Origin of the sequence: Candidatus Moranella endobia PCIT (assembly GCF_000219175.1) — a bacterium.
Taxonomy (GTDB): domain Bacteria; phylum Pseudomonadota; class Gammaproteobacteria; order Enterobacterales; family Enterobacteriaceae; genus Moranella; species Moranella endobia.
Genome location: NC_015735.1, coordinates 316,435 through 330,348, shown reverse-complemented (window position 1 = coordinate 330,348; position 13,914 = coordinate 316,435). Strand labels below are relative to the sequence as shown.

Annotated in this window: 11 protein-coding genes; 6 read left to right on the top strand and 5 right to left on the bottom strand. The window is 41.7% G+C overall.

The genetic code is table 11. The annotated features are described in order from the left end of the window. Nucleotides 1-762: 762 nt before the first annotated feature. A complete protein-coding gene (locus MEPCIT_RS01395) occupies nucleotides 763-1,194 on the bottom strand; it encodes a ClpXP protease specificity-enhancing factor (RefSeq protein ID WP_013975666.1) in 432 nt (143 codons plus the stop codon). 439 nt (nucleotides 1,195-1,633) lie between these two features. On the opposite strand from MEPCIT_RS01395, the gene prmB reads away from it, so the two are divergent. Further along, nucleotides 1,634-2,566 carry a 50S ribosomal protein L3 N(5)-glutamine methyltransferase gene (prmB, locus tag MEPCIT_RS01390; RefSeq protein WP_015580475.1) on the top strand — a complete coding sequence of 311 codons (933 nt, stop codon included), beginning with the start codon at nucleotides 1,634-1,636 and terminating at the stop codon, nucleotides 2,564-2,566. Between the two features lie 485 nt (nucleotides 2,567-3,051). On the opposite strand, the gene mrdB is transcribed toward prmB, so the two are convergent. Continuing rightward, on the bottom strand, nucleotides 3,052-4,164 hold the full coding sequence (gene mrdB, locus MEPCIT_RS01385) for a peptidoglycan glycosyltransferase MrdB (protein ID WP_013975664.1): 1,113 nt from the start codon (nucleotides 4,162-4,164) through the stop codon (nucleotides 3,052-3,054). 6 nt (nucleotides 4,165-4,170) lie between these two features. Further along, nucleotides 4,171-6,081, bottom strand: a complete 1,911-nt coding sequence (gene mrdA, locus MEPCIT_RS01380) for a peptidoglycan DD-transpeptidase MrdA (protein ID WP_013975663.1) — start codon at nucleotides 6,079-6,081, stop codon at nucleotides 4,171-4,173. Between the two features lie 805 nt (nucleotides 6,082-6,886). Here mrdA and fis point away from each other — a divergent pair. The 4 genes from fis (at nucleotide 6,887) to ygfZ (ending at nucleotide 10,231) form a co-directional block, all read left to right on the top strand. Continuing rightward, nucleotides 6,887-7,183: a DNA-binding transcriptional regulator Fis gene (gene fis / locus MEPCIT_RS01375; RefSeq protein ID WP_013975662.1), complete on the top strand. Its 297-nt coding sequence runs from the start codon at nucleotides 6,887-6,889 to the stop codon at nucleotides 7,181-7,183. Between the two features lie 253 nt (nucleotides 7,184-7,436). Continuing rightward, on the top strand, nucleotides 7,437-7,973 hold the full coding sequence (gene rppH / locus MEPCIT_RS01370) for an RNA pyrophosphohydrolase (protein WP_013975661.1): 537 nt from the start codon (nucleotides 7,437-7,439) through the stop codon (nucleotides 7,971-7,973). Between the two features lie 260 nt (nucleotides 7,974-8,233). Next, nucleotides 8,234-9,076, top strand: coding sequence for a prolipoprotein diacylglyceryl transferase (lgt, locus tag MEPCIT_RS01365; RefSeq protein ID WP_013975660.1), 843 nt, complete (start codon nucleotides 8,234-8,236; stop codon nucleotides 9,074-9,076). Nucleotides 9,077-9,235: 159 nt separating this feature from the next. Next, nucleotides 9,236-10,231, top strand: coding sequence for a tRNA-modifying protein YgfZ (gene ygfZ / locus MEPCIT_RS01360; RefSeq protein WP_013975659.1), 996 nt, complete (start codon nucleotides 9,236-9,238; stop codon nucleotides 10,229-10,231). Nucleotides 10,232-10,482: 251 nt separating this feature from the next. On the opposite strand, the gene MEPCIT_RS01355 is transcribed toward ygfZ, so the two are convergent. Beyond that, nucleotides 10,483-10,914, bottom strand: a complete 432-nt coding sequence (locus tag MEPCIT_RS01355) for a DNA polymerase III subunit psi (protein ID WP_013975658.1) — start codon at nucleotides 10,912-10,914, stop codon at nucleotides 10,483-10,485. A 200-nt stretch (nucleotides 10,915-11,114) separates the two neighbouring features. Then, nucleotides 11,115-12,020: a recombination-associated protein RdgC gene (gene rdgC / locus MEPCIT_RS01350; protein ID WP_013975657.1), complete on the bottom strand. Its 906-nt coding sequence runs from the start codon at nucleotides 12,018-12,020 to the stop codon at nucleotides 11,115-11,117. 508 nt (nucleotides 12,021-12,528) lie between these two features. Here rdgC and pmbA point away from each other — a divergent pair. Beyond that, on the top strand, nucleotides 12,529-13,869 hold the full coding sequence (gene pmbA / locus MEPCIT_RS01345; protein ID WP_041186169.1) for a metalloprotease PmbA: 1,341 nt from the start codon (nucleotides 12,529-12,531) through the stop codon (nucleotides 13,867-13,869). The last annotated feature ends 45 nt before the right edge of the window (nucleotides 13,870-13,914 follow it).

Below are 13,914 nucleotides of genomic sequence, written 5' to 3'. Positions count from 1 at the left end.
TTGCTAGGCTTAGATCATGGCAGCGCTACCTGATCAGGTTTTTGATAGAGCAGCACTTCAGCTGCTATAAATTTAAGCAAGTTATTAACTACCTAGATATTAAATGCGGCTAAGTTTACTGGTGCTAGATTAACCGCCAGGTGTCCATGGTGGTTAATACCTTACTTAGCGTGAGTAGAACAATTAAATTAGGTAGTAGGCGCCAAGAAAATGCACCATCCTAGCACTATCAATACCGTAGCGTAGCTGACAAAGATATCCGCTAGCTTAAACTAACATAAAGATGTAGTTTCGTCGCCAACATTCGCTGGTCAGATATAGTATGGATCAATTTAAATATTTTGCGACCATTTATGTCGGTAAACCTGGGGTATGTGCATAGCTGCCAAAGAAATATCCTGGGTTTAAAGGCGATGAATATTAAACGTAACCTTGGTATTCTTTTTGAAATTACAACAACTTTGGTTATAGTATAGTTGATTGGATGCACACTACTGTACTTTTTTAAAGTAGTTGTTTTTAAGTTTAATTTATATCTACCACAGTTCCACCTACTAAAAGTACCGAGCGAATATTGCTGCAATCTGGTATAGCATATACATATAGCAGCAGAAGCATATTAAGGCATCAATTATGTTAACTTTAGCTAATACCGGCGCCCAATTCTAAAAGTGGGCTGCTGATGATCTTCTCTGATAGTTGGTCGCTTTAAAAAAGCTTATCAAGACGGAACATAGTTATAGCTATCTTCTAGTCAAGTAATTACTTGACAACGCGTAATAACGGTCGGCAACCGCCACGTGGCGGTGTAGGAGAATTATCTTTGGTATCTGTGTTATCACATGACAAAAGTGCTTGTTGATTATACACTAACTCAGGCTCAAATACTGTTCCAGTACCGTTTTCACTAGCGTAGATCGCTAGCACAGCTACCATTGGAACCACTACATGACGCGGTACTCCGCTAAAGCAGGCATCAAACTGTACTTCGCTATTGCCCAGCACCAAATTAGCAACTGCGATTGGTGCGATATTTAGTACAATTTTTCCGTTGCAAGCATAATCCGATAACATGCTGCCTGCTTTGTTGGCATCGATCAGTAGGTTAGGTGTTAACTGATTATTAATTAACCATTCGTACAGTGCCCGTAGTAAGTAAGGCCGGCACTGTAACAGCTTATTAGTAACGTTCATGTCTTTCTCCTATTTGATACTTTGTTACTAACACAATAATCAGTGCCAGGTGATGGAAAATGTCGGTTGTGCCTGTAAACGGCGTTATAATAGAATATGTCTTGAGAATAAATGGGAATAAACATGAAAATACCTATTGTTTAAAAAAAACACACCTTTGCTCACCTTATCTAATCCTAAGTTGATTTGCCGAGAAGCTATAAATAAGGTAGCAAATGATGCGCTAGCAAACTAGTCTACTAGACTAATCTAGGTTAGGTTACACCATATAAAACAGTAGATTATTTTAGCGGTATACAGTTTATATTTGACGATAGGTGAAATGAGCAAACTACTTCTGTAGATGGCAGCGATGATCAACATAGATTAATGGATGTTGCTTGAGCAACCGCTACTAATAACAAACTTAACGAAACCACCGTGGAGAACAGAGTACAGAGTGGAGAAAAATTTTTCGGCAGAAGCAGTAGTGGAAATGCTTACCATACAGGATATACTGCGCTGGACGGTCAGCCAGTTTAACGCCGCACAAATTAATTATGGCCATGGTACTGATAACCCTTGGGATGAAGCACTACAACTAGTGTTACCTAGTCTGTTTCTACCGCTTGATTTGCCACCGGAGATGTACGTTACTCGCCTGACTTCTAGCGAGCGAGCTCACTTGATAGAAAGGGTGAGACGCCGAGTAACTGAGCGCATTCCAGTGCCTTACTTGATTAATAAGGCCTGGTTCTGTGGTCTTGAGTTTTATGTCGATAATCGAGTATTGATTCCACGTTCACCGATTGGCGAATTAATTACCAATCATTTTCGTGATCTTCTGCCACATCTCCCAGCGCATATACTGGATATGTGTACTGGCAGCGGTTGCATTGCAGTCGCTTGCGCTTATGCCTATCCTGAAGCTGAGGTGGACGCGGTTGATATTTCACCGGAAGTATTAGAAGTGGCTGAAAAAAATATCCAGGCGCACGGTGTTGAGCATCAGGTGATTCCAATTAGGTCAGATTTATTTTGTGACTTACCTATGCTTGCCTACGACTTGATCATCACCAATCCACCCTATGTGGATATAAATCATCTGACAGATTTACCGGCAGAGTTTCACGCTGAACCAGTACTCGGCCTTGCCGCCGGCAGTGACGGTCTCAAGCTGGTACGACGCATTCTGGCTTATGTATCAGATTACCTTACATCGGATGGTGTCCTGATTTGTGAAGTTGGTGATAGTATGGCAAATTTAATAGCGCAATACCCACAAATACCATTCCGCTGGATAGAATTTACCCATGGTGGCTACGGCATTTTCATGTTGACGAGGCAGCAGTTAACCGCCTACGACAAGCTTTTCAAACAGTATCGTTATTAACCTCTGTCCTAGTCCTAGCCAAATAGGCCAAAATTTTACGATCATGAGTAATGAGTATTTACCTTAGTGACTGCTTAGCTGTTTAAAAAAACATAACATCAAAACCGTCAGTTAATACATAACAGTTTTATCTCTCAATAATCATTGAGAGATAAATATTATTGTGCGATAAGATGGCATATCATCATATAATGGTATTAGACTAAACAACTACACCAAACAACTACAAACTTGTCCTGTTGTCCACGTGTAAGAAAATCAAGAAAAGAGCATGTGCACACTGGATTGCCAGTGGTCCAAACTGAAAAAAAACCATATCAGTAGAGGGGTTATTACTATTGATGTAAACTACGGAAACGTTAGTACAAGTACACCATTTTAGGTCAAAATACTATGTCTGCGAGAGGATATGGGAGTAGGTATAGCTCGTTGGGCAACAGTTCAATCAGGCCGATAACGCAACAACATGTTTTTGTTGCTAACAACTATAGCATGTTAGACATCATGTTGCGATGAGTATGTATCGACATTACAATACCAAATCCAGACATTAACATAATAAGTGCTGATCCACCATAGCTAATCAGTGGTAACGGCACACCAACCACCGGTAAGATACCACTCACCATACCGATATTCACGAATATATAAATAAACAACATCAGCATTAAACCCCCGGATATAATCTGTCCAAAAGTATTTTGTGCGCGCGACGCAATTACCATGCCTCTGATGATAACCCCAAAGTAGAGGGCTAGCAGCATTAAAATGCCCATAAGTCCAAGCTCTTCCCCTAGTACCGCAAAAATAAAATCAGTATAGCTTTCCGGCAAAAAATCTAGCTGCGACTGAGTGCCATGTAGCCAGCCTTTGCCGGCTAAACCACCTGATCCAATGGCAATTTTCGCTTGCATAATATGGTAACCGGCGCCTAGTGGATCTGTTTCAGGATCTAGCATCATTATTACTCTATCACGCTGATAATCATGCATGAAAAAGAACCATAGTACCGGAATAAAAGCCATCATCAGTAGCGTAACCACGGCAATCCGTTTTCCACTAATGCCAGAAAGACACAGCACAAACAGGCCAGAGGTGGCAATCAAGATTGCGGTACCTAGATCAGGCTGTGCTGCTACTAGCAAAACTGGCAATAAAATCAGCACTAGCGCGATTGCAGTATGTTTCCTAGAAGGAGGGCAACTATCTCGATTAACCACATTTGCAACCATCAGCGGTACAACTATTTTGGCAATTTCTGCTGGCTGGAAGCGGATGAAGCCTAGATCCAGCCAGCGTTGCGCACCTTTACTGATTTGCCCAAAAATATCCACTAGCATCAGTAGAAACATACAGAAAATATATAAATACGGCGCCAATGCCTCATAAAAACGTGGCGGCACCTGCGCTATAACCAGCATTACCAGCAGTCCGATGATTATCTGGGTAATCTTACGTTCCATTATACCAATATCCTGGCCACTAGCACTCCATACCACTAGTACGCTGTATAATAGAAGTAACATTAAGATAGACAGCAGCAACACGTCAATGTGCAGCTTATACCCCAGGTATGTGTGTTGCTGATTATCAGTCATGATAGGTTAGCTACCAGGAGTGGCTTGAAGGCTAAGACGGAAATGGCAAGTACGTGTCGTGTTATTATCTACTAGCAGTAGATGATCCAATATTTGGCGGGTAATGGTACCAACAGTCGGACCAACGCCACCGTTTTCCAGAATTACCACCACTCCCACCGTTGGATTTTCATAAGGAGCAAAGGCAGTCATGAGCTTATGATCGCGCAGACGTTCTGTTATTTTGTTGGCGTTATAGGCTTCGTTGATTTTCAGACCATAAACTTGGGCCGTACCTGATTTGGCCGCTGCCTTGTAAGGCGTGTTAGCAAAGCTTATACTAGCAGTGCCGTTGGGCCGGTTAGCGACGCCATACATACCTTCTTTGGCGATATGCCAATAATCGGCATTTGGATTACCGATTTGTTTATGTTCTGGTTGATGGTAGATAACCTTACGACCATTTTCGTCGCGCATACCAGATAATAGATGCGGCGTACGCACAGCGCCGTCATTGATCAACGTCATCAGTGCTTTTGACATTTGCACCGGAGTGGCGGTCCAATAACCCTGGCCGATCCCAACAGGGATAGTGTCCCCCGGATACCAGTGTTGTTTTAGACGCGCTATTTTCCATTGACGGGTTGGCATAACACCAGCGCGTTCCTCAGCAAGATCGATACCGGTATACTGGCCGTAACCAAATTTGAACATCCAATCTGATAGTCTGTCGATTCCCATATCATAAGCAAGTTGATAGAAAAAGGTGTCTGCTGATTCCTCAAGTGCCCGGGTGACATTTAACCAGCCATGTCCCCAGCGTTTCCAGTCGCGGTAGCGTTTCCCAGAACCTGGTAATTGCCACCAGCCGGGATCAAACATCGAAAAGTTTTTATTAACCACGCTCAGATTCAGTGCCGACACGGAAATATATGGTTTCACGGTTGAGGCAGGTGGGTACACCCCCTGGGTAGCGCGATTGATAAGAGGGCAGTGTTCATTTACTAACAGCGATTGATACTCATGTCTGGAAAGACTAGCAACAAACAGGTTAGGATCGTAGCTTGGGTTAGACACGAGTGCACGGATGCTACCGTCGCGTGGATCGACCACCACTACTGCTGCTCTACTACCGGCTAGTAGTTTCTTAATATATTGCTGTAGGCTAAGATCCAGTGTAAGAGTGATATCCTTACCAGCTTGCGGCGGCTGTTCATGTAAATGACGAATCACCCGTCCACTATTATTTACCTCAACTTCTTCGTAACCGGTTTTACCGTGCAGTTTGCTTTCATAGTAATGTTCGATACCTAATTTACCAATATTATCGGTGGCAGCATAATTTGGTAAGATACCATTTTTATCCAGACGATCCAAGTCGCGGTCGTTAATTTGAGAAACATAGCCGATAACGTGGGTAAGCGCGGATTTGTAAGGATAGTAGCGGCGCTGGTAGCCCTTGACTTCAACGCCGGGGAAACGGTATTGGTTAACGGCAAAACGTGCCTGCTGCACTGCGGTCAAATCTAATTTGAGTGGTAGTGCGATAAATCGGCTGGAACTTTTATACTTTTGTTCAAAATTGGCTATATCATCATCCGTTAAATCTACTATTGCTCTAAGAGCAGTGATAGTTTTGTTTAAATTTTCCACTTTTACTGGCACCAATTCCAACTGATATATAGTACGGTTCAACGCCAGCGGGATGCCGTTACAGTCATATATAATGCCGCGACTGGGCGAGATGGGAACTAGCTTAATACGGTTTGCATTGGAACTAGTACAGTAATCTTCGAAGCGTACAATTTGTAATTGGTACAACTTGACTATTAGTATACTGGTCAGTAACAAAATAATAGCGAACAAAACTAGGGCACGGCGCAAGAACAGTGCAGACTCGACTGAATAGTTACGTAATTGATGATGTGCTATTTTCATTAACTATCTTTACCACTTGAATCGCAATGAGATGAGGTGATAAATATATCGACAAACTGTTCCTATCTACACTATCTACATCTACAGTCTTACTGGGCCTGCCCATCGGACTAACTAACACTCAATCCTAACCAGTAAACTAATATCATGCCAATCTATACTGCAAAATCAAGCTGCGGCAATAGCTACATTTTTCATAATATACGCTATATTTTCAGTATTAAGAGGTCAAATTATTTGTGATTTTTTTTATAAACTATATTTACACTAAGTATGCTATTTTAGTCCATAAATAATCATGTTATAAGACATTGTATGTTTATATATTATTAGTAGTACTAACTGAATGAAACTATTGTTCACCACGTGGACTGGCATCTAAGTAAAGCATCTAAAAAAAACCACGTAATATACACGTACGTACGCTATAGTATGGTTTTTCTTCTTTTATGTGTATTGTAACTCCAGCTGACTAGACTAAAACTAAATTGCTGGGCAACAGATCAACAACGAATTTATTAATTCTGGCAGTGGCAGTATGTATTTTTGATTCCAGTGAACTATACAGAGAGAAAATTTTGAGCTGTTGGTGATAAATCATTACCTTGTTGAGGTAACAGTAAATTGCATTACTTTTATAGTTATAGTTACTGCCAACAAGGGATCATGATGTTTTTACAGGTGTATGCCAGCAAAAATCAGTTTGAGGCGCATCTTCAACGTTGATACTAGCGCATAGCTAAAGGCGTTGGAGGCATATTTTAAAATTTTGCGTAATAGAAAATAAACAAGAGCAGATAGCACTATGTTCGAAACACGCGTAAATTCTGATTTATTGACCGTTTCCATTGTTAACTCTCATGATCAAGTAACGCAAAAACCCCTGCGTGATTCAGTAAAGCAAGCACTGAAAAACTATTTTGCGCAACTGAGAGGTCAGGACTTTAACAACCTCTATAATCTGGTATTAAATGAAGTAGAACAGCCTTTGTTGGACATGGTGATGCAATATACCCGTGGGAATCAGACCCGCGCTGCCCAGATAATGGGCATTAATCGCGGTACTTTGCGTAAAAAATTAAAAAAATATGGTATGAATTAACAACTTCATCAACATCGCGCTGTCGTAATATTAGTTTTACTAACGCTTTAACGCTGTGCGCTTTTTTTCCTGTGTTTTTTGCTTTTACTAAATAACGCAAGTTTGGCCTAATTTTTGTTAGGATAACAATAACACTATTGTGTGCAATAGTGTTATTGGTGGATATAAATAACTGTAGCTAGTTGCATGCAGGCATTGCTAGTATGAACCAATTAATATTATATATTGTATTTTATGTAATCGAGGTAGTCAGATGATTGATGATCATGGCTACCGTCATAATGTTGGTATAATAATCTGTAACCACTACGGGCATGTGCTGTGGGCTAGACGATCAGGACAGCATTCCTGGCAGTTTCCCCAGGGTGGCATTAACTTTGGCGAGACTGCTGAACAGGCGATGTACCGCGAGCTGTTCGAAGAGGTAGGTCTGAGACACAAAGATGTTTGTATCCTAGCGTCAACGCGTAACTGGTTACGTTATCAACTTCCAAAACCGCTGATCCGCTGGGATACTAAACCAGTATGTCTTGGTCAGAAGCAAAAATGGTTTCTGCTACAGCTTATTTGTCCTGATGTGGAGATTAATATACAGCAGGGGGGGCTAACTGAATTTGACTGTTGGCGCTGGGTAAGCTTCTGGTACCCAGTGCGTCGGGTTGTTTCCTTCAAACGGAATGTTTACCTTCGGGTAATGAAGGAATTTTATGGAGTTTTGATGCCATTGCGGGAAAAGGCTGCTGGAAAAAAACGTTATGTTGTAGCTGTAGCTAATACTTGCCATCTTTAATTAACTTCACTAACCGTATATGGTTATTCTTAAACGTGCAATATTTAACACCGAAGTAACTAGCTCTGCTGCACAATTGGTGTGTTGCGGCAGGATTAGGCATCGCAAGCTGCGCATAACATTCTGTAGCTTGGCGCACCTAACTTATTTACAGCAAAACACAGCAGCATACGTAGTTCAGTAGACAATTATGCCTATAATATCTGTACCAAACGGCCGCCCTGCATAATGATAATAACAAGAAAACTTTGTGGTTTAGGATGCAGACCTCTTATCTTACCTTTCCTCAGTTAGACCCCATTATTTTTTCTATTGGCCTGTTTTCCCTGCACTGGTATGGTTTGATGTATCTATTGGGCTTCTTTTTTACCATATGGTTGGCGGGACGGCGCGCGAATGGATGGCGTAAAGCAGAAGTTGAAACTCTTCTGTATGCAGGTTTTATTGGTTTGTTTCTCGGCGGCCGTATCGGTTATATGGTATTTTACCACCTACCGCTATTTTTAGCGAATCCAATTTATCTATTGATGGTATGGGACGGCGGCATGTCATTTCACGGTGGTTTGATAGGGGTTATAGTTGTTATGCTATGGTTTGCTCATCGCACCCGACGTCATTTCACCCTGGTGACAGATTTTATCGCTCCTATAGTACCATTTGGTTTAGGTGCTGGCCGTTTAGGTAATTTTATCAATGGCGAGTTATGGGGACGGGTCACAACTGATACACCCTGGGCGATGCTTTTTCCTGGTTCACGGGAGGAAGATTTAGCGCTGCTGCCTGCTAATCCGCAATTGCAAGAGTTATTCGAGCGATATGGAGTGCTCCCTCGCCATCCATCACAGATCTACGAAATGCTCCTTGAAGGAATAGTGCTATTTATTATGCTAAATTTGTTTATCCGCAGCAAGCAACGGCCTATCGGCAGCGTCTCTGGTTTTTTTCTTATTTACTACGGCGTTTTTCGTCTTTTGGTAGAGTTTGTTCGCCAGCCAGATACCCAATTAGGCCTGTTTAGAGGCATTATCAGCATAGGGCAGATTTTGTCGCTACCAATGATTATAACTGGCGTAATTATGATAGTCTGGGCTTACCGTTATTAGGAGCAGCGCTAGATGATATATATCTAATAAATATCTATATATATAGATGTTAAACTTTATTGTCAGTCCTATCAGCTGGCAAACTACCGGTATTTATTTACTATAATTCTAATACTACTCCTCTACTTATCTAATACTACTTACCTACAGGAATGTTTATTGTTATCTCAAGCTCAAGTTATTTTTCCTCAACGTTGTCCATTGCCATCCCATTATTTGCCATTGACGCTTATGTCTCTGGATGATTGGTCGTTGATTATGCTTCATGGTGCTGATAGTTTAAAATTCCTACAGTGTCAGTTAACTTGCGATGTCTTATCGTTGGAGATTAATCGTTTTAGCTTTGCTGCTCATTGCAATGCCGCAGGTAAAATGTTAAGCAATATGTGTGTATTTCATCATATTGAAGGCATAGCCTTTATAGAAAGGCGCAGCATATGTGATAGCCAGAGTACGGCACTAAAAAAGTATGCCATTTTTGACAACACCACAATCTACGTAGATAATAAGGCGGTATTACTGGGCATAGCTGGTTTTCAAGCACCTGCTGCACTTGGCAGCCTATTTACTAACATCCCCGATGTGTGTGAGCCAGTAAAACATTATCCTGACACTACTATACTTTATTTAAATCTACCCAAGCCACGCTTTTTACTGGTAACAACGCCGGCAGTGCGCGAAAATTTGATCAAGCAGCTTGAAGGTAAAGCAAAGCTTAATAATAGTCTTCAATGGCTTGCGCTGGATATTGAGGCAGGCTATCCAATTATCGACAGCGCCAATAGCGCAAAGTTTATTCCGCAGGCAGCTAATATCCAGGCCCTGGACGGCATTAGTTTTCATAAAGGCTGCTATATCGGTCAGGAAATGGTAGCGCGAGCCCAATATCTAGGTGTGAATAAGCGTGCACTGTACTGGCTGGTGGGCAACGCCTGCCAACTACCCAATGCCGGCGACTATTTGGAACTAAAAGTGGGCAACAATTGGCGGCGTACTGGTACGGTGCTCGCAGCATGCAGGCTGGAGAACAGCAGTGTATGGATACAAGCTATTTTGAACAATGATCTCGTGGCTGACAGTATATTGCGTGTTTGCAATGACTATACTGGCGCTTTGGCTGCATGGCCACTGCCGTACGGCATCAGAACAAAGTAGTGTAGCATGCCCCGTGCTCTCTATTTAATTAGCTATCTATTTGCATCGTACCGCAGCAGGTAAAAGTATCAAAAAAAAATAACTGAGGATATGCCGCATATTTTATGCATCATTTTTTTATACATCATTATTCCCGAGCGGACCTAACAATACTGGCTAAAGCATTAAATTTTATCCATCGGCGCTATTAGGAATTAGGTACAATACAGGTAGATTGTATAATGTCTGGTCAGGGTAATATTGGTTAAATATCAATCAAGCCTACAACTAATAGCAGCGGTATGTAATATGATGGTACTTATTCGGTGCCATAGCTCACACTTAGCGCCAACATTTGATGACAGTACCGCAAGAGGTGGCGTATTAAAAGAAATGCCAGCAAAATTCCGTAGGACGTCTAGACCAAGCCACCAGCAATAGCAGCGGACGCTATTCTGTTGCAGTAGCATCACCTGCTTAGGCGTTACTCTGTATATCTGCGCCGGGGTTATCGCCATGCTACGCGCGACGTCTACTACAAGTTGATGATCAACTGGCGGTAGCGAGTAGGCTACCAGTAATAAACGAATATGGTCCGGTAATGTAGTAGTAAAAGCTATTGCCCCCGGTAATACAGCAGCAGGACACCGAAGCTTCCATTTTTTAATTCCCAATTGTTGTAATAGCCAGTTGCGTCTTGTCATTATTGCATATCCTTTATGTAAAAAAAAGGACACAACGCTTACGCTGTTACAGTATTAATTAGCTAGTTTTGTTATGTTAAGTGCTTGAAGTACTTGCGATAGTAGCTAATGCTAATTACTAGCAAATATTTATACCGTTGTATTTGGTCTACCTATTCCGTCGCAGCAAAATTTTTGCCTAAAGGCACAGTTAATGCTACCTATACCTCACCACCAATAGCTGCAATTAGCTCAGTGATTAAGGCGGCTAATTCACTCGTCATTAAAATAAAATCTGCAGTGAAACGGGCAGCAACCCCATCGCAATCAAGATCAGCATTCTGCGCGCGCAGCTTATTAGAAAATTTCAAACGTTTCACCATACCATCACCACTAAGAACAAACTGTATTCGATCCCGCCAATCCAGCGCCAGTTTTGTCACTAGTTTGCCAGCCTTTATATGGCCAGCTATTTCTTCACTAGATAAATCCTGCTTTTTACAACGAACAATACCACCTTCTTCTAGAATAGCTTTCAGTTCCGCTTCATCTTGAATAAAGAAGCCTGCGGTAGGATCTCCTCTGCTGACCCAATCAGTAAGGATTATTTCAATTGGTCTTTCCATGGTCAGAGGCACCACTGGTAACGAACCGATAGATTTACGCAGCAGTGCTAAACACTCTTCTGCTTTTTTTGTACTCATAGCGTCAATTAGCACTAGATTGGTTACCAGATCTAGCCATAGTAATGTCTTACTAAAACGACTGAAAGCACGAGGCACTAAGGTGTGCAACACCTCGTCTCTTAGTACATCTTTTTCTATTTTTCGCAGTTTTCGTCTTTTTTCATGTTCTAATTTAGTAATCTTATCCTGCAGTTCATGCTTAATCACTGAGGACGGAAGAATTTTTTCTTCTTTACTTAGACAAAGCAGTAAATGTCCCGGTATTGCTTTTACTAAAGTATCGCTTTTGGTACCCATAGGAGGAACCCACCCAAAGTGGACCATATCTTGACTACCACATGGAGTGAAAGCGAAGGCGGACAACTGTTGTTCTAGTTGAGCGCTCGATAGCTGAAGCGGCATCTTTAACCGATAAATCATGGCATTCTTAAACCACAACATAAGATAGATTCCTAACTGGACTAATTAACATTGGTGCTATTTGCTAGGCTAGCTATTTACTTTTAAAACACGCATACTAACAACGTGTTGGCTCTTCTTCTAACTAACTATTCAAACTAATCATCATAGTACTAAGTACTAAGTGATCATAGTACATTATAAAACAAATTAAATTACCATTGGTGGTTACTTTTATAGAATATATTTACCATTTTATAATGGTATATTGAAATTTTACAACTGAGCAGTAGCGTACCGTAATTATATGTAAAAAATGAGACTATGCCAGCTAACAAATAACGGTAACCCTAAAGTTAATTTTTAATTTCATGATTGTACAGATTGAAAATCTGTACTGAATAATACCGAGTAATTTACTACTCGTATTTGGTTCAACCTAAGATATGATGTTAAAATTAGTTGCACATTTGCTGTTATTAAATGTGCAACTGACATTCAGCTATATTATATTATTAGCAGATCAGGCTCTATGAATAATCACAATACTATGCATGTAGTTAATCAGGTGACCCAACAACGCAAACGTTTAGAACACGTGGTCGCGCAGGCGTTAGATATGGCTCGTTCTAGGTCAACTGACGCTGAAGTGGCAGTGACCAAAACCACTGGAATCAGCATTAGCACCCGCTATGGTGAGGTTGAGAATGTTGAATTTAACAGCGATAGTGTCCTGAGTATAAATGTTTATTATCAGCAACGCAAAGGCAGTGCTTCATCTACCAATCTAAGTCAGGAAGCCATTGCCAACACCGTCGATGCTGCGGTAAATATTGTACGTTATACCTCTCCAGATCCAGCAGCAGGGTTAGCAGATAAACAACTGTTAGCATTTGAAGCGCCTGATTTAGATTTATTCCACCCAGTTGAGCTAGACGCTGAACGTGGAATTGCCCTGGCTGCCGAAGCAGAACAGACAGCCCTAGATAGCGATAAACGCATTACTCAAACCGCAGGGGGCAACTTTAATAGCCATTTTAGTACCCACATTTTCGGTAATAGCCATGGGATGCTACAAAGTTACAGCAGCAGCCTCCACTCTCTTTCATGTAGCGTTATAGCTGGAAGTGGCAGCAAGATGGAACGTAATTACGCCTATACCATCGGCCGCGACTTCAAAGATTTACGATTACCGCAATGGGTAGGTGAGGAATGCGCGCGCCGTACTGTTACGCACCTATATCCGCGCAAGCTGCTTACCATGGAGGTGCCAGTATTGTTTGCTGCTGAAGTGACCAATGGTCTTTTTGGTCCTCTGGTAGAGGCTATCAGCGGCGAAAATATATATCGTAAGTCAACTTTTTTACTAGATTTACTAGGACAGGCTGTTCTGCCAGAGTGGTTATCCATAAACGAATATCCCCACCTGCAAAAAGGCCTGGCTTCTGCTCCGTTTGACAGTGAAGGTGTTAGGACTCGTAATATGGTGATAGTCCAGGATGGATTGCTTAGTACTTGGCTGCTAAATAGTTATGCAGCGCGCAAATTGGGTCTAAAAAGCACCGGCCATGCCGGTGGTATATACAATTGGTGCATTTCCCAACAGCAGACTGATTTAACCGGATTACTGAAACAGATGGATCGTGGGTTGATGGTAACAGAACTAATGGGGCAAGGAATCAATATCATTACAGGCGACTATTCACGAGGCGCCGCTGGTTTCTGGGTGCAAAACGGCGAAATACAATATGCTGTTAGCGGGATCACCATTGCCGGTAACCTGCGTGATATGCTACGCAATATTGTTAGTGTAGGTCAAGATACTGAAACACGCAATAATATTCAATGCGGCTCGGTCCTGTTATCGGCGATGAAGATCGCTGGTCAGTGATGATTAACCATGAACTCTTCAGCACACGCGACATAGTTAACTAAG